Raw genomic sequence first — 20213 nt, 5'->3', positions numbered from 1 at the left:
AGGTGACTATGATGACAACCCAAAACAACGCTCTGCCCACCCAGCGCAAACCTCTGGACCTGCGGCGCTTTCTCGATGACTGGGTCATGCTGCTGGCGGCTGTCGGGATCTTTGTGCTCTGCACTTTGCTGATCGACAACTTCCTTTCACCACTGAACATGCGCGGGCTGGGCCTGGCGATTTCGACCACCGGGATCGCAGCGTGCACCATGTTGTATTGCCTGGCGTCCGGGCATTTCGACTTGTCGGTGGGCTCGGTGATTGCCTGCGCCGGCGTGGTGGCGGCAGTGGTGATGCGCGACACCGACAGCGTTTTTCTCGGCGTGGTGGCGGCGCTGTTCATGGGGCTGATCGTCGGGCTGATCAACGGGATCGTGATCGCCAAGTTGCGGGTCAATGCGTTGATCACCACGCTGGCGACCATGCAGATCGTTCGCGGTCTGGCCTACATTTTTGCCAATGGCAAAGCAGTGGGCGTGTCGCAAGAGTCGTTCTTCGTCTTCGGTAACGGCCAGTTGTTTGGGGTGCCGGTGCCGATTCTGATCACCATCGTCTGCTTCCTGTTTTTCGGCTGGCTGCTGAACTACACCACCTACGGGCGCAACACCATGGCCATCGGCGGCAACCAGGAAGCGGCGCTGCTGGCCGGGGTCAACGTTGACCGGACCAAGATCATCATCTTCGCCGTGCATGGCGTGATCGGGGCATTGGCCGGGGTGATCCTGGCTTCGCGTATGACCTCGGGACAGCCGATGATCGGCCAGGGTTTCGAGCTGACGGTGATCTCGGCTTGCGTACTCGGCGGGGTGTCGCTGAGTGGCGGGATCGGCATGATCCGGCATGTGATCGCGGGGGTGTTGATTCTGGCAATCATCGAGAACGCGATGAACCTGAAGAACATCGATACGTTTTATCAGTATGTAATTCGCGGTTCGATCCTGTTGTTGGCCGTGGTCATCGACCGCCTCAAACAACGCTGACACCCGTCTCTCGTGGCGAGGGAGCTTGCTCCCTCGCCACGGTTATGCATTCCTTCCGTCACTTCCCCTAAATATTTCTTGCCTGCTACAACCCGTTTCGGTTATCAGTTTGTACATGATTAGACAGGTACGATTTGACAAGAAACAACGGGTGGTCGACGAACTCATCCGGCGCATTGAAAGCGGCCTCTTGGAGGACGGTTTTTTACTGCCGGGCGAGCATCAGTTGGCTCAAGAATTCAAAGTCAGCCGCGGCACGCTGCGTGAAGCCCTGGCCGAGTTGAAACGGCGCCACTACATCGCGACGCAAAGCGGTGTCGGTTCCATCGTCACCTTCGACGGCGTGGTGCTTGATCAGCGCAGCGGCTGGGCGCAGGCCCTGGCCGACAACGGGGCGCTGATCAATACCGAAGTGCTGCGGCTCGAGGCGGTAACCCGTCCTGACCTGCTTCCGCGTTTCGGCACCGACCAGTTCATCACCCTCGACCGCCGACGTCGTTCCACCGACGGCAAGCTGGTTTCCCTCGAACGCTCATTGATGCCCGCCACCGGAGGCCTGGAAAGCCTGCCGCGTGTCGGCCTGATCGACAATTCCCTGACCATCACCCTGGCCGCGTACGGCTACATCGGCGAGCGCGGCGATCAATGGATCGGCGCCGAACCCTTGAACGCCGAAGACGCCGAACTGCTCGGCCGCCCGGTCGGTACGGTTTTCCTCAAAGCCTTGCGCACCACATACGACCGGCAACACCGCTTCATGGAGCAAGTCGAAAGCCTGCTCGATCCGGTGCACTTTCGCCTGCACCTGCAATTTGGAAACCCGCAATGACCGCGTTCAATCGTGCCCTGGGCGCGTTTTACGGACTGGCCCTGGGCGATGCGCTGGGCATGCCGACCCAATCCCTGAGCCGCGCTGAAATCAAGGCGCGCTTTGGCGACATCACCGATCTGCAAGACGCTGGTCCCGATCAACCCATCGCGGCCAACATGCCCAAAGGCTCGATCACCGACGACACCGAACAGGCCATTCTGGTCGGTCAGTTGTTGATCGACGGCAAAGGCAAGATCGAACCGTCGGTGCTGGCCCAGCGGTTGATCGAATGGGAAGCCGCAATGCAGGCCAAGGACTCACAGGATTTGCTCGGCCCGTCGACCAAACGGGCGATCGAGATGATTCTCGCCGGCCAGTCGCCGGAAGAAGCGGGGCGCTATGGCACCACCAACGGCGCGGCGATGCGCATCACGCCGGTCGGGATTTCGGCGGATGTCAGCGATCCCGAGCGTTTCATCAGCGCCGTGGTGCAGGCCTGCCAGGTCACTCACAACACCACGCTGGGCATTTCCAGCGCGGCGGCGGTGGCGGCGGTGGTGTCCGCCGGCATCAACGGCATGGTCCTGGGCGAAGCGCTGAACCTCGGCCAGCAGATCGCTCTGCAAGCGGAAAGTCACGGCCACTGGGTCGCGGGCGGACGCATCGCCTCGCGCATCAGTTGGGCGCGGACGATCAGCGTCGACAGTGACAAGGCGCTGCTGGCGGACTTGATGTACGACGTGATCGGCACTTCGGTGGCGTCACAGGAGTCGGTGGTGGTTTCGTTTGCCCTGGCCCAACAAGTGGCCATCGGTGAGATGAATGCCTTCGAAGCTGTGTGCATGGCGGCCAGTCTTGGCGGCGACACAGACACCATCGCGGCGATTCTGGGGGCCATGCTGGGGGCCTGTCTGGGGCTTGAGAGCTGGCCTGTCGGGATGATCGACAAGGTCAAAGCCGTTAACTCGTTGGCGCTGGAACCGTTGGTAAAAGGCCTGTTGGCTCTTCGCTGACCGGACTGGCGCCATCGCTGGCTTGCCGGCGATGGCTGCGCCGCTTGTTTGAATTTTTCACCCGCAATGGATCGCACTGACTTGGCCAGGACAGCCGGGCTGTTGTTTTCGTCTTCCGTCATTGCCCATAACCACAACAAAGGCAACAGGAGCATTTCACATGAGTTCATCGAACGCCGGGCAAAGTGCCGGGCAACTGGAAACCCGTGGCATCGAACCGGTGCCGGAAGCAGAGTGCAACGGTCATCCGCTGCAACTGTTCTGGGTCTGGTTCGCTGCCAACATTTCCATCCTCGGCCTGCCGTTGGGCGCCACGCTGGTAGCGTTTCGCGGGTTGGCGATCTGGCAGGCGATCATCGTCGCGATCCTCGGCGCTGCCGGTTCTTTCGCGGTGGTCGGGATCATTTCCATCGCCGGTCGCCGTGGTCGCGCACCGAGCCTGACGCTGTCGCGGGCGATCTTTGGTGTGCGCGGCAATATCGGCCCGACCCTGGTTTCGTTGATGTCGCGGCTGGGTTGGGAAACCGTCAATACCACCACCGCCGCTTTCGTGTTGTTGTCGTTGTGCTCGATCCTGTTCGGCTCTCCAGTGGAGGCCAAAAGTGCGCCGATGTTGACCCTGGTGTTCATCGCGATTTTCGTGCTGCTGACGTTGTCGGTGTCTGGCCTTGGGCACGCGACGTTGCTGGTGATTCAGAAGTGGGCGACCTACGTGTTCGGCGCGCTGAACATTCTGGTCGGCGGTTTCCTTTGCGCCACCATCGACTGGAGTGCCGTGTTCAACGCCACGCCTGCACCGCTTAGCGCAATGATCATCGGCGTCGGCACCATGGCCGCCGGCACCGGGATCGGTTGGGCCAACGCCGGTGCCGACATGTCGCGCTATCAGCATCGCAGCGTCAAAGCCGTGCGCCTGGTGGCCTCGGCCGCATTCGGTGCGGGGATTCCGCTGGTGTTGCTGATCACCCTCGGCGGCTTGCTGTCGGTGGGTAACAATGACCTGGCGTCGGCCACTGACCCGATCATTGCGATCCGCGACATGCTGCCGACCTGGATGGCCGTGCCTTACCTGATCACCGCCTTCGGCGGCTTGCTGCTGTCGAACAACCTGTCGGTGTACTCCGCCGGTTTGACCACGTTGACCCTGGGCCTCAAGGTCAAGCGCGTCTACGCCGTGGTGGTCGACATCGTTGCGATCTTCGCCGGTTCGATTTACTTCATGCTGATCGCCGACAGTTTCTACGGCCCGTTCATTACCTTCATTTCCTTGCTGGCCGTGCCGATCACGGCGTGGGTCGGGATCTTCGTCGTCGACCTGATCCACCGTCATTACTACAGCCCCAAGGATCTGCTGGACGTCAGCCCGAGCAGCGCCTACTGGTACCGCGGCGGCGTCGAGTGGCGCGCCTTCGGTGCGTGGGCGGTGGCGATCGTGCTGGGTTTCAGCTTCACCACCATCGGCACCACCGAACAAACCGTCTGGTTCCGCGGGTTCCTCTCCGATTCGTGGCTGGGCCACAACGGCCTCGGCTGGATCGTGACGTTCCTGGTCGCTGGCGGGATTTACTTCGTACTCGGTGGCGCCAGGGATCGCCGCGCCGCATTGCTCGAGAATGCTCATGCCTAAGCTGTTGCACACCGGCCAGGTCATCATCGACCTGGTCATGGCCGTGGATAAACTGCCGCAGCCCGGCGGCGATGTACTGGCGCAGTCCGCCAGTTTCGAAGCGGGCGGCGGCTTCAATGTGATGGCTGCGGCGCAGCGTAATGGTTTGCCGGTGGTTTACCTCGGCCGGCATGGCACCGGCCGTTTCGGTGATCTGGCGCGGGAGGCGATGAAGGCTGAAGGCATCCACATAGGCATTGCTCACAGCGCGGAGCGCGATACCGGATTGTGCGTGGCGATCACCGACGCCTCGGCCGAGCGCAGTTTCGTTTCCTACATTGGCGCCGAAGGCGAAGTGACTGCCGAGGACCTGGCGAGTGTGCCCGCCGAGGCGGGCGATTATGTCTACGTCAGCGGCTACAGCCTGCTGCATGTCGGCAAGGCTCAGGCGCTGGTGGATTGGGTGCTGGCGTTGCCGGCCGGGATTAACGTGGTGTTCGATCCGGGCCCGTTGGTGGAGTCACCGGATGCGCCGTTGATGCAGGCCTTGTTGCCGCGCATCGATATTTGGACCAGCAACAGTGTCGAAGCGCTGCGGTTTACCGGGGCGTCGGACATCGCGGAGGCGCTTGATCGGTTGACCGATTATCTGCCCGCCGAGGTGCTGATGGTGGTTCGCGATGGGCCCCAAGGTTGCTGGATCAGTCAGCATGGCGAGCGTCAGCCTGTGCCGGGTTTCGAGGTCGAGGCGGTGGACAGCAATGGCGCGGGCGATGCGCACGCCGGGGTGTTTGTGGCTGGGTTGGCGCAAGGGCTGTCGGCGGGCGAGGCGGCGCGGCGGGCGAATGCGGCGGCGGCACTCGCAGTGACTCGCTGGGGGCCGGCGACTTCGCCGGGGGCGGATGAGGTGGATGCACTGATCAGCAAAACATTCTGCGGCTGATCTGGCTCTATCGCTGGCAGGCCAGCTCCCACAGGATTCGGGGTGTAAACAAAAACTGTGAACACCTTAATCACTGTGGGAGCTGGCCTGCCAGCGATAGGGCCCGCACATTGAATAAATTTTGACCCTTACCCAGCCTTGCGCAACGCCTCGATCAATTCCTGCTTGCGCATACTCGAACGCCCCGGAATCTTCTTCGCCGTGGCTTCCTTCCTCAAACTGTCCACCGTCTGCGTCTGCGTCTGCGTCTGCCGCGACGCCTTGCTGTTACGCGGGTGACCTTCACGACTGGCTACCGCACGCCGCGAAGATTCCTTGCGGTCTTCAGCCTTCGCACTCGCCGGTTTCTTGCGCCCGGAACCACCGCTGCGCTCACCACCACCCGACTGCTTGTTCACCGTCGCCCAGGCGCGGGCCTCCGCTTCCTCTTTCGAGACACCTTTGTGCTCGTAGGTCTCTTCGATGTGCTCGGCCTTGCGCTTCTGTTCGGCGGTGTATTTGTCTTTGCTTCCACGAGGCATGGGATTTCTCCTGCTGCTCTTAGGCGCTGGCGAAGCCTGCGAGCTTTTGGTCTTCTTGAATCAACGTCAAAAGATCGCAGGCTGCGGCAGCTCCTACACGGTTAGACGTCCAGCTTGCGCGCCGCCTCAACCCCGGCCGCGCTGAGTTTGATCGGCAAATTCAACGAGTGCTCGCCGGTCTCGTCGCAGATCACATGCCCATGTTGAATCAACCCGCGATCCTGCAGCGTGGCAAGGGCACTGGCCACGACTTTCTCCCCCCGGTAATTGTCCAGAACCTCCTTGCCCAACCCGTTCGGGTGGGCGTGCAGCAGACGGGTCAGGACTTCTTTCTCAAGGTTTTTATCGACGTTCATGGTTACCTCTTCATGGATGTGGACAGGTACAGCTCGCGTGGGCGATTTATTGGCTGGCGCCGCCTTCGGAACCCGAGCCACCGGTGGTGGTTTTCGAGCCGATGCCGGTGCCGGCGTTATCGGGTGTCTGGGTGTCGGGCATGTTCATGCCACCTTGACGGCCCGCGTCGTTTCCCTGGATCCGCGGGTCGGTGCCCGTGGACGGCGGCAGGCTGCTATCGACACCGGAACCATTGGTGTTGATGCCGGGTGCGCTTTGAATGGCGGGGGATTTGGGTTTTTCCACCGGGTCGGTCGGGCCGGTACCGGAGGCGGTGTTCGCGGCAAGGGCAGCAGAGGACAGCAGGGTAGCGAGAGCGAGGGCGGTCAGTCGGGACATGATCATGGTGTCGTCTCCATTTAATTAGAGTCCTTACCTGATATTGGTCCGCCCCCCCATCGGGTTGGTGCCTGATGAACGACGAACGGTTCAGGCCTGCTGCGGCGTCTTGACCCTGAAGCGGCGCCAGAGCAAGCGGCCCACGGTGATCAGCCAGTTCAGCAGCGCGACGCAGAGAACGGTGAGCAACAGTGTGGTCATCCCGTATTCAACGATGATCTGTCCGGCCAGCAACGGAAAACCGAACACGCCGATGAAGTACGACAGGCTGAACAACAGCAACGATTGCGCAGTGGTGCCGCTCGGCGCTTCGTTCGCGGCCAGGCCGTTGATCACCGAATACGTCAGCCCGTAACCGACGCCCAGCATCACCGCGGCCAGCACGTAGCTGAAGCCGCTGTCGACCACGAAACCGAACATCACGATCGAGCCTGTCATCAGCCCCGACAACAGGCAGGATGTGCGGAACGGATCGCGCTTGACCACCAACCCGGCAATCAACATCCGACTGCTGATCGCCGCGCCCATGAAACCGAAAAAGAACAGCGAGTAATCCAGAGAGCGAGACGCCGCGTAACTGGTTTGAAAACTCGACAGGCCACCGAACACGCAACCGCCAAGGCCGACCATGATGATCGGGAACACCGCTCTGGACGACAGCACTTGAACCGTTGCACGCCAGGAAATACGCGCGACCGAGGCGGTGGGCGAAGGTGCCTTTTTCAGTTGCGCATCCAGGCGCCAGAACAGTACAACGCCGATCAGGCTGGCGAGTGCTGCGAGGTAAAACGCCGCCGTCACCGGATAGCCGAGCGCACTGGCTGCGCGCCCCAGCAGAGGGCCACTGCCGATCCCGGTCATCATGCTGCCCGACAGCAGCGCAAAATATTTGGCACGCTGCGCGGGCGTCACCAGGCTCGCGACGATGATCGGCCCGAGCGTGTAGAAAACGCCCCAGCCCAACCCCAGCAGCAACCCGAACAGGAGCAGCAGAGGGCCGAAGCCCGGCGTCAGCGCAAAGCCCAGGCTGGCCGCTACCAGCAGCACGCCGAACAGCGCAATCGAACGCGCCGCCCCGAGTAGATCAGACAAATGCCCAGAGACAATCACCGCTGCAAACGTGCTGAGCATCGCCGCCGAAATCACGCTGCCGGCATCGTGTTCGTTGCCGCCACGGGAGCCGATCAGCAACGACAGCAAAAACGTCGCGCCGTAAGACAGCGACAGCAAATAGCTGGCGAGGCAAAACAGGCCGAACAGCTTGCTGGAGACTTGAGGTGGTGCGATGGACATGACGCGGTTCCTTGACCCGATAACGGTGAGTGTCATCTGTCTATCATGCGAGGCGCGGATGTTAGGTCCGAGGTTATCGATTTCAGGGTTAGTGCTGGCCGGAGTAATGCCTGTACATGATCGCCTTGTAGCTTTTGTGGCGAGGGAGCTTGCTCCCGCTGGGCTGTGAAGCAGCCCTAAAACAAGCGACGCGGTATTTCAGGCAGGCAGGGGTCGACCTGGGAAGGGACTGCTGCGCAGTCCAGCGGGAGCAAGCTCTCTCGCCACAGACTGCGAGCCGACTTAGTATGGCGTTTTCCACTTTTGACGAAGGCACGTCCATGACGATCGAAATCCGCCCGGCGACCCCCAGCGATGCACCGCAAATCCTCGGGTTCATCACTGAACTGGCCGATTATGAACGTGCCCGCCACGAAGTCATCGCCAGCGTCGCCGACATCGAGCGCAGTCTGTTCAGCGAAGGCGCCACGGCCCACGGACTGATCTGCCTGCGGGACGGTTTGCCGATTGGTTTTGCGGTGTTCTTCTTCAGCTACTCCACCTGGCTCGGCAGTAACTGCCTGTACCTCGAAGACCTCTACATCACCCCCGAACAGCGTGGCGGCGGCGCGGGAAAAACCTTGCTGCGCCACTTGGCGAAAATCGCCTGCGCCAATGATTGCGGTCGGTTCGAGTGGAGCGTGCTGGACTGGAACAAGCCGGCCATCGAATTCTATAAATCCCTGGGGGCGCAGCCGCAGGAAGAGTGGGTTCGGTACCGGATGGATGGCGCGGTATTAAGGGATTTTGCCGCGGGCAATTGAATCCTTAAAAGATCGCAGCCTTCGGCAGCGCCTACAGGTGTAGGCGCTATCGAGGCTGCGATCTTTTTTGCTAGAATCCCAAAATATGGGATGTGTATTTATATATTGAGATTTTCCCGCTTTCGGGTTTATAGTCCAGCTCACTCACTGCCAATAAACAAAACAGGTGAAGCGATGCTGGCGCAATTGATCGCGCTCGATTGGGGGACAACCTCATTACGTGCTTACAAACTCGCCGCGGGTGGCCAGGTGCTCGAACAGCGTTCGCTGTCATCGGGGATCATGCAGCTGCCCCGGACGCCGCGAATCATTAACGGTCAGGTATGCACAGACGGTTTTGAACTGGCCTTTGACGAGGCTTGCGGTGACTGGCTCGATGAACAACCCGCTTTGCCGGTGATTGCCTGCGGCATGGTTGGCAGCGCGCAGGGCTGGCGCGAAGCGGCCTACCGCGATACACCGGCGAACGTCGCCAATCTCGGAACTTCCCTACAAACCATTCGCAGTCTTCGCGGTGTCGATGTGCACATCGTGCCGGGCGTGATTCAACGTTCGCGGCTGCCGAACGTGATGCGTGGTGAAGAAACCCAGGTACTCGGCGTGCTGCAAAACCTGCCGAGCGGGGCGGGCAGTGATCTGTTGATCGGCCTGCCGGGCAGTCATTCGAAATGGGTAGAAGTGGCCGACGGCTGCATCGTGCATTTCGATACCTTCATGACCGGTGAAGTCTTCGCCGTGCTCAGTGAACACAGCATTCTGGGACGCACTCAGCAGCGCGGCGCATCCTTCGATGGCGACGCGTTCGACCGGGGTGTGCAAGTGGCCCTGTCGGTGGACGGCGAGGTCGGCCCGTTATCGACGCTGTTCAGCGCCCGCAGCCTCGGGCTGACCGGCGAGTTGAGCGGCAGCGCGCAACCGGACTATCTGTCCGGCCTGTTGATCGGTCATGAGCTGTCGGCGCTGGCCACTGTTCAGCGGCGTCGGCGCAACAGCGTCCATCTGCCGGCAATCATCCTCATCGGTAACTCACAACTGTGTGCCCGCTACAGCCGGGCCCTCGACGCCTGCGGTTTTGCTCGCGTGACGCTGGCCGAACACGCCACCGAACGCGGGCTGTGGCAGTTGGCGCTCGCTGCCGGACTCGTCACCCCACATCCATCCCGTTAAACCTGACTGGAGGTCTGACATGCTCAAGCAAGCCCTGGCGCAAAACGGCCTGATCGCAATCCTGCGCGGCCTGCGCCCGCAGGAAGCGGCGGCTATCGGAGAAGTCCTTTACGCGGCCGGATTTCGCGTCATCGAAGTGCCGCTCAATTCCCCCGAACCGTACGAAAGCATCCGCATCCTGCGCAGTACTTTGCCCGCCGATTGCCTGATCGGTGCCGGCACGGTGCTGACGCCGGAGCAGGTCGAGCAAGTGAAAGCCGCCGGCGGGCAGGTGATCGTCATGCCCCACAGCGATCCCAAGGTGCTTCGTGCAGCGAAAGCGGCGGGGCTGTTCCTGTCGCCGGGCGTTGCGACACCGACCGAAGCTTTCGCCGCACTGGCCGAAGGGGCGGATGTGCTGAAGATGTTTCCGGCCGAGCAAATGGGGCCGGCGGTTGTAAAAGCCTGGCTGGCGGTGTTGCCCGCCGGAACCATTCTGGCGCCGGTGGGCGGGATCACCCCGGAGAATATGCAGGTGTTTATCGACGCCGGCGTCAAAGGCTTCGGTCTCGGGTCCGGGCTGTTCAAACCGGGCATGACGCCGGAGCAGGTGGCGTCCAACGCCAAAGCCTACGTCGCTGCATGGAACGCTCTGCGTTAAGACTTTTTTGGCGCCGAGCGCGCTGCATCTAACAAGAGAGAGAAGAGATGAAAATCACCAAACTCACCACTTTCATCGTTCCGCCGCGCTGGTGCTTCCTCAAGGTCGAAACCGACGAGGGCGTGACCGGTTGGGGCGAGCCCGTGGTCGAAGGCCGTGCCCACACCGTGGCAGCGGCCGTTGAAGAATTATCCGACTACCTGATCGGCAAAGACCCACGCAACATCGAAGACATCTGGACCGTGCTGTACCGCGGCGGCTTCTACCGGGGCGGCGCGATCCACATGAGTGCCCTGGCCGGTATCGATCAGGCGTTGTGGGACATCAAGGGCAAGGCGTTGGGTGTGTCGGTCAGCGATCTGCTCGGTGGTCAGGTGCGGGACAAGATTCGTGTCTATTCGTGGATCGGCGGTGACCGTCCGGCAGACACCGCGCGTGCAGCGAAAGAGGCGGTGGAGCGTGGTTTCACTGCGGTGAAAATGAACGGCACCGAAGAGCTGCAATTCCTCGATTCCTTCGAGAAAGTCGACCTCGCCCTGGCCAACGTCGCAGCCGTGCGTGACGCGGTCGGGCCGAACGTCGGCATCGGCGTGGACTTCCATGGCCGGGTGCACAAGCCTATGGCCAAGGTGCTGATGAAGGAGCTCGATCCGTACAAGCTGATGTTCATCGAAGAACCGGTACTCAGCGAAAACTACGAAGCGCTGAAAGAACTGGCGCCGCTGACCAGCACGCCGATCGCCCTGGGTGAGCGCCTGTTCTCGCGCTGGGATTTCAAACGCGTGCTCAGCGAAGGTTACGTCGACATCATCCAGCCCGATGCTTCTCACGCTGGCGGCATCACCGAAACCCGCAAGATCGCCAACATGGCCGAAGCCTACGACGTCGCGCTGGCGCTGCATTGCCCGCTGGGCCCGATTGCCCTCGCGGCGTGCCTGCAACTGGATGCGGTTTGCTACAACGCGTTCATCCAGGAGCAGAGCCTGGGCATTCACTACAACGAGAGCAACGACCTGCTGGATTACGTCAAGGACCCGCGGGTGTTCGATTACGACAAAGGCTTCGTGAAGATTCCGAATGGTCCGGGCCTGGGCATCGAGATCAACGAGGAGTATGTGATCGAACGCGCGGCGGTCGGGCACCGCTGGCGCAACCCGATCTGGCGGCATGCCGATGGCAGTTTTGCCGAGTGGTGAGTTCTGTCTGACCCATCGCAACCCCTGTGGGAGCCAGCCTGCTGGCGATTCGGTCAGCACATCCGGCATGGATGGTGACTGATACACCGCGATCGCCAGCAGGCTGGCTGGCTCCCACAGTTTGATCTCCATGGACACGGAGATCTGCAGTTTCACATCGACCTCAATAAACATAAGAAGAGGCAATCCCCATGCAACCGCAAACCCTCACCGGGCAGGCGTCGTTGGTGGCGCCCAGCCGCAAGCGTTTTTTCATCATGGTCCTGCTGTTCATCACCGTGGTGATCAACTACCTGGACCGCAGCAACCTGTCCATCGCCGCCCCGGCGCTGACCAGCGAACTGGGCATCGACCCGATCCACGTCGGGCTGATTTTCTCGGCGTTCGGCTGGACCTACGCCGCCATGCAGATCCCCGGCGGCTGGCTGGTGGATCGCGTCCCGCCGCGCATTCTCTACAGCGTCGCGTTGCTGCTGTGGTCGATCGCCACGGTGATGCTCGGTTTCGCCGCCAGCTTCATCGCGCTGTTCGTGTTGCGCATGGCAGTCGGTGCCCTGGAAGCCCCGGCGTATCCGATCAATAGCCGCGTGGTCACTACCTGGTTTCCCGAACGCGAACGCGCCACAGCCATTGGTTTCTACACCTCCGGCCAGTTCGTTGGCCTGGCGTTCCTTACCCCGGTACTCGCGTGGTTGCAGCATGAGTTTGGCTGGCACATGGTGTTTGTCAGCACCGGCGCGGTGGGCATTCTCTGGGCGGTGATCTGGTACTTGGTGTATCGCGAACCACGGGATTTCAAAGGTGCCAATGACGCTGAAATCGACCTGATCCGCGAAGGCGGCGGGCTGGTGGATATCCAGGCCGAGACGGCCAAGGCCAAAGCGAAATTCAGCTGGACCGACCTTGGCATCGTGCTGACCAAACGCAAGTTGTGGGGCATCTACCTCGGTCCGTTCTGCCTCAACTCGACGTTGTGGTTTTTTCTGACGTGGTTCCCGACCTACCTGGTGAAATACCGCGGCATGGACTTCATCAAGTCCGGCCTGTTGGCGTCGCTGCCGTTTCTCGCGGCTTTCGTCGGCGTGCTCTGTTCCGGGTTTTTCTCCGACTTCCTGATCCGCCGCGGGTACACGGTGGGTTTCGCTCGCAAGTTGCCGATCATTGGCGGCTTGCTGATTTCCACCTCGATCATTGGCGCCAACTTCGTCGAGTCGACGCCGCTGGTAATTGCCTTCCTCGCACTGGCCTTCTTCGGCAATGGTCTGGCTTCGATCACTTGGTCGCTGGTCTCAACGCTGGCACCGGCACGGTTGTTGGGGCTGACCGGCGGCGTGTTTAATTTCATCGGCAACCTGTCGGCGATCACCACACCGATTGTCATCGGTTTCCTCGCCACCGGTGATTCGTTCGCCCCGGCGATCACCTACATCTCGGTTCTGGCGTTGATCGGTGCGCTTTCCTACATTCTGCTGGTCGGGAAGGTCGAGCGTATCAAGTTGTAGTCGCAGCCGTCGGGCGACCATAATGCCGCCCGTTCCCTCGCTCAACGGAAAAGGCTGGATATGCAGGAAGACGCCCCAAAAATCGCCAAGGACGCCGCCCCGACCGGCACCCAGACACTGCTTCGCGGTCTGGGTGTGGTTCAGGCCGTGGCCAGTGGCGCCCGCGATCTCAAGGAAATCGCCCGGCTGATCGGCACGACGCGCAGCACCACCCATCGTCTGGCCAGTTGCCTGGTGGACGAGCGTTATCTGCGCGTGGTGCCGCAAGTCGGGTATCTGTTGGGGCCGAAGTTGATTGAGTTGGGTTTTCAGGCTCGGGAGGAATTGCCGCTGGTGACGTTGGCCGGGCCATATCTGGATGAGTTGTCGGCGTTGACCGGCGACACCATCCACCTGGCGATTCGCGAGGGCGACGAGGTCCTGTACCTGCACAAGAATCCGGGGCGCAATGGCCCGGAAATGCGCTCGCGGGTCGGCCATCGCATGCCGTTGGCGCGCACCGGGATCGGCAAGGCCCTGATGCTCGATGACACGCAGGAAGAATGGCAACGGCTGTACGAAGTCAGCTTGCCTGCGGGTGGGAAAAATCAGTTCTGGCCGCAGCACCCGGAGCAATCCTGGGAGCAGTTTCAGCAGCGCATGGTCGAGTACGTGGCGGGCGGCTACGCCTTCGATCTGGAAGACAACGAACCGTCGATCCGCTGCGTGGCGGCACCGATTCGTGATGCCAGCAAGCGCATCGTTGCCGGCATCAGCATCGCCAGCACCGTGCCGTACATGCCGCTGGAAAAAATGGCCGAGCTGATTCCCCTGATCAAAGGGGTCACGGCCCGGCTCTCGGCAGAACTGGGTGCGAAGGTTTAGACCTTCAGCGTCGCCATGTCGATGACGAAACGGTACTTCACGTCACCGGCAATCATACGGGCGTAAGCCTCGTTGATCTGGCGGATGTCGAGCATTTCGATGTCGCAGGTGATGTTGTGCTCGGCGCAGAAATCCAGCACTTCTTGGGTTTCGGCGATGCCGCCGATCAGCGAGCCGGCCAGTACGCGACGGCTCATCACCAGTTTGCCGGCGTGGACCGCTGGATCGACCGGTTCGATCAGCCCGACCAGAATGTGCACGCCGTCGAAACGCAGCGTGTCGAGGTAGGGATTGAGGTCGTGCTGTACAGGAATGGTGTCCAGCAGGAAGTCGAAATGGCCTGCTGCTGCCTTCATCTGCCCGGCGTCGGTGGACACGATCACATGGTCCGCACCCTGGCGACGACCTTCTTCAGCCTTGCTTGCCGAACGGGTGAACAGCGTCACTTCCGCGCCCATCGCCTTGGCAAACTTGATACCCATGTGGCCGAGGCCGCCCATGCCGAGAATCCCGACCTTGTCGCCGGCCTTGACGCCGTAGTGTTTGAGCGGCGAGTAGGTGGTGATGCCGGCGCAGAGAATCGGCGCGGCGCTGGCCAGATCGAGCTTTTCCGGAATGCGCACGACGAAGTGTTCACTGACGACGATGCTGTCGGAATAGCCGCCCATGGTGTTGCTGCCATCCACTCGGTCGGGTGTGGCGTAGGTCATGGTCGGACCTTCGAGGCAATATTGCTCGAGGTTGGCCTGGCAAGCTTCGCAGCTGCGGCAGGAATCGACCATGCAGCCGACGCCGACCAAGTCGCCGACTTTATGTTGGGTTACGTTCGCACCGATGGCGGTCACTTTGCCTACGATCTCGTGACCGGGCATCAGCGGGTAAACGGCAATGCCCCACTCGTTGCGTGCCTGGTGGATGTCGGAATGGCAGACGCCGCAATAGAGAATGTCGATCGCAACGTCGTCGGCGCGGGGGCTGCGGCGCTCGAATTTCATGGGGGCGAGGGGAGTGGTGGCTGATTGAGCGGCGTATCCGATGGCGGTGTACATGATGAACCTCGCAAAAGCGGTGACAGGTGAGGCGGCGCATTCTGGGCGCGGTGCCGGTCACCGGCCATGGCGATTCCTCCGGGTGTCATGCCTATTCCTCCGGCATCAGCGTTCGATGGATCAAATGCGCGATCAGACCTGCGATGATGTTTTCATCCCGATTTCCGCGACTTTTTTGTGAAGAGCTCCCATGTTGTTGACCCGTCATCTCGATGCCAATGCCACGCTGGTTTCGCTGATCCAGCCTTTGACCACTCGCGATGGTTTTGCGCCGACGGCATTGCCGGGCGTGCAGGTTTTGCGCGCCAGCTGTGATGTGGCACGCGGTCCGCAGATCTATGAACCGAGTCTGGTCATCATCGCCCAGGGCAGCAAATTGGCGTATCTGGGGGCTCGTACGCTGGAATACGGTGCCGGGCATTACCTGATTCAGGCATTGCCGGTGCCTTTTGAGTGCGAGACTTTCTCGGCGCCTGATGGGCCGATGCTTGGGGTTTCGATTGCCATCGATCGGGTGCTGCTCGGTGAGTTGGTGTTGGCCATGGGGCTGGCACCGGGGCGCAATATTCCTGCGCAGACACCCGAGTCGATGACCTCGGCGGTGCTCGACGATGCGATGCGTGGTTGTGTGGAACGGCTGTTGCGTTGCCTGCACGATCCGCTGGAATGCCAGATCATGGGGCCGGCGCGGTTGCGGGAATTGTTGTTCGTCGCGTTGCGTGGTCCGCAAGCGGATGTGTTGCGCGCGCTGGTGGAACAACAGGGCCAATTCGCTCGGGTTGCCGCTTCGCTCAGTCATCTGCACGCGCATTACACCGAGCCATTGAACGTCGAGACCCTGGCCAGTTGCGCGAACATGAGTGCGTCGACCTTTCATGAGCATTTCAAGCGCAGCACCTTGTTGTCGCCGGTGCAGTATTTGAAGCGATTGCGTTTGCTGAAGGCGCAACAGTTGTTGCTCACCGAAGGGTTGGGTGTGGCGCAGGTGGCGCATCGAGTCGGGTATCAGAGCACGTCGCAGTTCAGTCGCGAGTACAAGCGCTACTTTGAGCGCAATCCCGGGGATGAGCGCGCCGCCTGATAAATCGTGGGCAACAAAAAAGGCCCCCATTTAGGGAGCCTTGTTGTTCAGCGATTCGACTTACATGTTCGGGTAAGTCGGTCCGCCAGCACCTTCCGGTGCCACCCACGTGATGTTCTGTGCAGGGTCCTTGATGTCGCAGGTCTTGCAGTGAACGCAGTTCTGGGCGTTGATCTGGAAGCGCTTCTCGCCGTCTTCCTTGGTCACCACTTCGTACACGCCGGCCGGGCAGTAGCGCTGGGCAGGTTCATCGTACATCGGCAGGTTCTTGCTGATCGGGATGCTTGGATCGGTCAGCTTCAAGTGGCAAGGCTGTTCTTCTTCGTGGTTGGTCCCCGAGATGAACACCGAGCTGAGTTTGTCGAAGCTGATCTTGCCGTCCGGTTTCGGGTAGTCGATCTTCTTGCAGTCGGCCGCCAGCTTCAGGCAAGCGTAATCAGGCTTGGTGTCGTGCAAGGTGAACGGCAGTTTGCCGCCGAAGATGTTCTGGTCCAGCCAGTTGAAACCACCGCCGACGATGGCGCCGAATTTGTGGATCGCCGGGCCGAAGTTGCGGCTGGCGAACAGTTCGTCGTAGAGCCAGCTCTTCTTGAATGCGTCGACGTAAGTGGTCAGCTCTTCGGTGCCGTCTTTTTCGGCGAACAGTGCCTCGGCGACGGATTCAGCGGCGAGCATGCCGGACTTCATCGCGGTGTGGCTGCCTTTGATCTTGGCGAAGTTCAGGGTGCCGAGGTCGCAACCGATCAGTGCGCCGCCCTTGAAGACCATTTTCGGCAGCGAATTCAGGCCGCCTTTGCAGATGGCGCGGGCGCCGTAGCTGATGCGCTTGCCGCCTTCCAGGTACTGCTTGAGCACCGGGTGATGCTTGAGGCGCTGGAACTCGTCGAACGGCGACAGGTAGGTGTTGCTGTAGGAAAGATCGACGATCAGACCGACCACCACCTGGTTGTTTTCCAAGTGATAGAGGAAGGAGCCGCCGGTGTTCTCGGTGCCCATGATGTCCAGCGGCCAGCCGGCGGTGTGCACCACCAGGCCTGGCTGATGCTTGGCCGGGTCGATTTCCCAGATTTCCTTCAGGCCGATGCCGTAGTGCTGGGCGTCGGCTTCGCTGTCGAGGTTGAAGCGCTTGATCAACTGCTTGCCGATGTGGCCGCGGCAACCTTCGGCGAACAGCGTGTACTTGCCACGCAGTTCCATGCCCGGGGTGTACAGGCCTTCTTTCGGATGACCTTCGCGGTCAACGCCCAGGTCGCCGGTGATGATCCCGCGAACTACGCCGTTCTCGTCGAACAGCGCTTCTTGTGCGGCGAAGCCCGGGTAGATTTCCACGCCCAGGTTTTCGGCCTGCTGAGCCAGCCAGCGGCACAGGTTGCCCAGGGAGATGATGTAGTTGCCTTCGTTGTGCATGGTCTTGGGCACAAAGAGGTCAGGAATTTTCTGCGCACTGTCGGCGTTCTTGAGAACGAAGATGTCGTCGCGTGTCACCGGCGTGTTCAGCGGGGCGCCGAGTTCTTTCCAGTCCGGGAACAATTCGTTCAGGGCGCGTGGTTCGAACACGGCACCGGACAGGATGTGAGCACCGACTTCGGAGCCTTTTTCGACCACGCAGACGCTGATTTCCTTACCGGCTTCAGCAGCCTTCTGCTTCAAGCGGCAGGCGGCGGAAAGACCAGCGGGGCCGGCACCGACGATGACCACGTCGAATTCCATGTATTCGCGTTCCACAGGTTATCTCCTACTCAAGGCTCAACAGTTTTTTTTCTAATTGGAGGTTTGGTGTCGCATCCATGAATTCCTGCGTAATGCAGGAAGAGGACAATCGATGAACCACCTTTCTCTTTGGGTGGCGCATTATATCTACACCACTCCTAGCGTCCAATACAAACGTTTGTTTGAATCGGCTCAAAGCCAGAGAAATCAAAGTCACGCGGCTTATGACTGGCCATTTTGCCGTATTGACCGGAATAGGCGTTCCGGTCAAGATACGGTCGGTTTTGCGCTCGCCGTAGGCTGACTGTTGGTTTCAAGAGCACCTCTAAAGACAGGGCGATGGCAGTACAAGGTGATGCGCGGTGCAATGTTGGCGCGCAGTTTACACGCCGCGATATTGAATGACTTGTTGGTCACCACTGACGAACGGTCATCAACTTCATGAGCGATGGTCACTTGACACGTATGCCGGCGTTTTTAGAGGTGCCCTTGCGCCCGATGAGCATCAACCGCCAGGTTCGCCTAGGCGACTTTCTTTTCACCGGAGAGTAACGAGGAATCCATGAAGGTTCTTGTAGCTGTCAAACGCGTTGTGGATTACAACGTCAAGGTTCGCGTCAAGGCGGACAATTCCGGCGTCGACCTCGCTAACGTGAAGATGTCGATGAACCCATTCTGCGAAATCGCCGTGGAAGAAGCCGTACGCCTGAAAGAGAAAGGTGTTGCGACTGAAATCGTCGTCGTTTCCGTCGGCCCGTCCACCGCTCAAGAGCAGCTGCGCACCGCGCTGGCTCTGGGTGCCGACCGCGCCATCCTCGTCGAATCCGCTGAAGATCTGACTTCCCTGGCCGTTGCCAAATTGTTGAAAGCGGTTGTCGACAAGGAACAGCCTCAGCTGGTGATCCTTGGCAAACAGGCCATCGACAGCGACAACAACCAGACTGGCCAGATGCTCGCTGCACTGAGCGGTTACGGTCAGGGCACCTTCGCTTCGAAAGTCGAAGTGTCCGGCGACAGCGTTGCCGTGACCCGGGAAATCGACGGCGGCGCGCAGACCGTTTCCCTGAAACTGCCGGCCATCGTCACCACCGACCTGCGTTTGAACGAGCCGCGCTACGCGTCCCTGCCAAACATCATGAAAGCCAAGAAGAAGCCTCTGGAAGTGCTGACTCCGGACGCTTTGGGCGTTTCCACCGCCTCCACCAACAAGACCGTGAAAGTCGAAGCGCCGGCTGCACGCAGCGCGGGCATCAAGGTCAAGTCGGTGGCTGAACTGGTCGAGAAACTGAAAAACGAAGCGAAGGTAATCTAATCATGACTATCTTGGTAATCGCTGAACACGACAACAAAGTGCTGGCCCCGGCCACGCTGAACACCGTGGCCGCTGCTGCCAAAATCGGCGGCGACATCCACGTGCTGGTTGCCGGTCAAGGCGCTGGCGCCGTGGCTGAAGCCGCTGCGAAAATCGCTGGCGTGGCAAAAGTGCTGGTGGCCGACAACGCCGCCTACGCTCACCAACTGCCGGAAAACGTTGCGCCGCTGGTAGCCGAATTGGGCGCTGGCTACAGCCACATCCTGGCTGCCGCGACTTCCAACGGCAAAAACATCCTGCCGCGCGTTGCCGCGCAGCTGGACGTTGACCAGATCTCCGAGATCATCTCGGTCGAAAGCGCTGACACCTTCAAGCGCCCGATCTACGCCGGTAACGCCATCGCGACCGTTCAGTCGAACGCTGTGGTCAAAGTCATCACCGTTCGCGCCACCGGTTTCGACCCGGTCGCGGCTGAAGGTGGTTCGGCTGCCGTTGAAGCGGTTGCTGCTGCGCACAACGCCGGCACTTCCAGCTTCGTTGGTGAAGAACTGGCCAAGTCCGATCGTCCGGAACTGACTGCTGCCAAAATCGTCGTTTCCGGCGGTCGCGGCATGCAGAACGGCGACAACTTCAAACACCTGTACGCCCTGGCCGACAAGCTGGGCGCTGCCGTTGGTGCTTCCCGCGCCGCGGTCGACGCAGGTTTCGTACCCAACGACATGCAGGTCGGTCAGACCGGCAAAATCGTTGCTCCACAGCTGTACATCGCCGTCGGTATCTCCGGCGCGATCCAGCACCTGGCCGGCATGAAAGACTCCAAAGTGATCGTTGCGATCAACAAGGATGAAGAAGCGCCGATCTTCCAGGTGGCCGATTACGGCCTGGTGGCGGACCTGTTCGAAGCCATCCCTGAGTTCGAGAAGCTGGTCTAATCCAGCGGCTTGACCTATAAAGAGCCCGACCTTTTGGTCGGGCTTTTTTTTGTTC

At 60.6% G+C, this 20213-nt stretch carries 20 protein-coding genes; 14 read left to right on the top strand and 6 right to left on the bottom strand.

Features of this window, described 5'->3' with window-relative positions:
- Positions 1 to 11: 11 nt before the first annotated feature.
- The 5 genes from araH (at position 12) to ACM1ZW_RS00865 (ending at position 5353) form a co-directional block, all read left to right on the top strand.
- Positions 12 to 980, top strand: a complete 969-nt coding sequence (gene araH / locus ACM1ZW_RS00885; RefSeq protein ID WP_031319061.1) for an L-arabinose ABC transporter permease AraH — start codon at positions 12 to 14, stop codon at positions 978 to 980.
- A 115-nt stretch (positions 981 to 1095) separates the two neighbouring features.
- Complete coding sequence (locus ACM1ZW_RS00880) at positions 1096 to 1809, top strand: GntR family transcriptional regulator (RefSeq protein ID WP_416740017.1); 714 nt, start codon at positions 1096 to 1098, stop codon at positions 1807 to 1809.
- A complete protein-coding gene (locus ACM1ZW_RS00875; protein WP_416740016.1) occupies positions 1806 to 2804 on the top strand; it encodes an ADP-ribosylglycohydrolase family protein in 999 nt (332 codons plus the stop codon). The genes ACM1ZW_RS00880 and ACM1ZW_RS00875 overlap by 4 nt, the downstream gene beginning before the upstream one ends.
- Positions 2805 to 2964: 160 nt before the next feature.
- Positions 2965 to 4431: a purine-cytosine permease family protein gene (locus ACM1ZW_RS00870; RefSeq protein WP_017340093.1), complete on the top strand. Its 1467-nt coding sequence runs from the start codon at positions 2965 to 2967 to the stop codon at positions 4429 to 4431.
- Entirely contained in the window at positions 4424 to 5353 is a 930-nt protein-coding gene (locus ACM1ZW_RS00865; RefSeq protein ID WP_416740015.1) for a PfkB family carbohydrate kinase, read from the top strand. The genes ACM1ZW_RS00870 and ACM1ZW_RS00865 overlap by 8 nt, the downstream gene beginning before the upstream one ends.
- 128 nt (positions 5354 to 5481) lie before the next feature.
- Here the strand turns inward: ACM1ZW_RS00865 and ACM1ZW_RS00860 are convergent, their stop codons facing one another.
- The 4 genes from ACM1ZW_RS00860 to ACM1ZW_RS00845 all read right to left on the bottom strand — a co-directional run bounded on the left by ACM1ZW_RS00860 (position 5482) and on the right by ACM1ZW_RS00845 (position 7902).
- On the bottom strand, positions 5482 to 5874 hold the full coding sequence (locus ACM1ZW_RS00860; RefSeq protein ID WP_416740014.1) for a Rho termination factor N-terminal domain-containing protein: 393 nt from the start codon (positions 5872 to 5874) through the stop codon (positions 5482 to 5484).
- Positions 5875 to 5975: 101 nt separating this feature from the next.
- Positions 5976 to 6230, bottom strand: coding sequence for a hypothetical protein (locus ACM1ZW_RS00855; RefSeq protein WP_017340090.1), 255 nt, complete (start codon positions 6228 to 6230; stop codon positions 5976 to 5978).
- 46 nt (positions 6231 to 6276) lie between these two features.
- Positions 6277 to 6615 (bottom strand): hypothetical protein, encoded by a 339-nt coding sequence (locus tag ACM1ZW_RS00850; protein WP_017340089.1) that lies wholly within the window; start codon positions 6613 to 6615, stop codon positions 6277 to 6279.
- An 84-nt stretch (positions 6616 to 6699) separates the two neighbouring features.
- Positions 6700 to 7902 carry an MFS transporter gene (locus ACM1ZW_RS00845; protein ID WP_017340088.1) on the bottom strand — a complete coding sequence of 401 codons (1203 nt, stop codon included), beginning with the start codon at positions 7900 to 7902 and terminating at the stop codon, positions 6700 to 6702.
- A gap of 320 nt (positions 7903 to 8222) precedes the next feature.
- Between ACM1ZW_RS00845 and ACM1ZW_RS00840 the strand changes: the two genes are divergently transcribed.
- From ACM1ZW_RS00840 to ACM1ZW_RS00815, 6 genes are all read left to right on the top strand, one after another.
- Positions 8223 to 8705: a GNAT family N-acetyltransferase gene (locus tag ACM1ZW_RS00840; protein ID WP_031319060.1), complete on the top strand. Its 483-nt coding sequence runs from the start codon at positions 8223 to 8225 to the stop codon at positions 8703 to 8705.
- Between the two features lie 174 nt (positions 8706 to 8879).
- Positions 8880 to 9872 (top strand): 2-dehydro-3-deoxygalactonokinase, encoded by a 993-nt coding sequence (locus ACM1ZW_RS00835; protein WP_017340086.1) that lies wholly within the window; start codon positions 8880 to 8882, stop codon positions 9870 to 9872.
- 19 nt (positions 9873 to 9891) lie between these two features.
- A complete protein-coding gene (locus tag ACM1ZW_RS00830; RefSeq protein ID WP_017340085.1) occupies positions 9892 to 10512 on the top strand; it encodes a 2-dehydro-3-deoxy-6-phosphogalactonate aldolase in 621 nt (206 codons plus the stop codon).
- A 47-nt stretch (positions 10513 to 10559) separates the two neighbouring features.
- A complete protein-coding gene (dgoD, locus tag ACM1ZW_RS00825; RefSeq protein ID WP_008152275.1) occupies positions 10560 to 11708 on the top strand; it encodes a galactonate dehydratase in 1149 nt (382 codons plus the stop codon).
- Positions 11709 to 11899: 191 nt separating this feature from the next.
- Positions 11900 to 13210 (top strand): MFS transporter, encoded by a 1311-nt coding sequence (locus tag ACM1ZW_RS00820; RefSeq protein WP_416740013.1) that lies wholly within the window; start codon positions 11900 to 11902, stop codon positions 13208 to 13210.
- Positions 13211 to 13270: 60 nt separating this feature from the next.
- Positions 13271 to 14074 carry an IclR family transcriptional regulator gene (locus tag ACM1ZW_RS00815; protein WP_008152270.1) on the top strand — a complete coding sequence of 268 codons (804 nt, stop codon included), beginning with the start codon at positions 13271 to 13273 and terminating at the stop codon, positions 14072 to 14074.
- Here ACM1ZW_RS00815 and ACM1ZW_RS00810 read toward each other — a convergent pair.
- A complete protein-coding gene (locus ACM1ZW_RS00810; protein WP_416740012.1) occupies positions 14071 to 15123 on the bottom strand; it encodes an NAD(P)-dependent alcohol dehydrogenase in 1053 nt (350 codons plus the stop codon). The two genes, ACM1ZW_RS00815 and ACM1ZW_RS00810, sit on opposite strands and share 4 nt — an antisense overlap.
- A gap of 190 nt (positions 15124 to 15313) precedes the next feature.
- On the opposite strand from ACM1ZW_RS00810, the gene ACM1ZW_RS00805 reads away from it, so the two are divergent.
- Positions 15314 to 16204, top strand: a complete 891-nt coding sequence (locus ACM1ZW_RS00805) for an AraC family transcriptional regulator (RefSeq protein ID WP_017340082.1) — start codon at positions 15314 to 15316, stop codon at positions 16202 to 16204.
- 60 nt (positions 16205 to 16264) lie between these two features.
- On the opposite strand, the gene ACM1ZW_RS00800 is transcribed toward ACM1ZW_RS00805, so the two are convergent.
- Entirely contained in the window at positions 16265 to 17929 is a 1665-nt protein-coding gene (locus ACM1ZW_RS00800) for an electron transfer flavoprotein-ubiquinone oxidoreductase (protein WP_414878068.1), read from the bottom strand.
- Positions 17930 to 18476: 547 nt separating this feature from the next.
- On the opposite strand from ACM1ZW_RS00800, the gene ACM1ZW_RS00795 reads away from it, so the two are divergent.
- Positions 18477 to 19226 carry an electron transfer flavoprotein subunit beta/FixA family protein gene (locus tag ACM1ZW_RS00795; RefSeq protein ID WP_017340080.1) on the top strand — a complete coding sequence of 250 codons (750 nt, stop codon included), beginning with the start codon at positions 18477 to 18479 and terminating at the stop codon, positions 19224 to 19226.
- A gap of 2 nt (positions 19227 to 19228) precedes the next feature.
- The gene (locus ACM1ZW_RS00790; RefSeq protein WP_416740011.1) at positions 19229 to 20158 is read left to right on the top strand and encodes an electron transfer flavoprotein subunit alpha/FixB family protein; all 930 of its coding nucleotides are present in this window, start codon (positions 19229 to 19231) and stop codon (positions 20156 to 20158) included.
- Positions 20159 to 20213: the final 55 nt, after the last annotated feature.

The organism is Pseudomonas sp. NFX71 (assembly GCF_048079215.1).
Classification (GTDB): domain Bacteria; phylum Pseudomonadota; class Gammaproteobacteria; order Pseudomonadales; family Pseudomonadaceae; genus Aquipseudomonas; species Aquipseudomonas fluorescens_B.
Note: the sequence above shows the minus strand (reverse complement) of the source record. Positions and strands in the feature narration are given on the sequence as shown.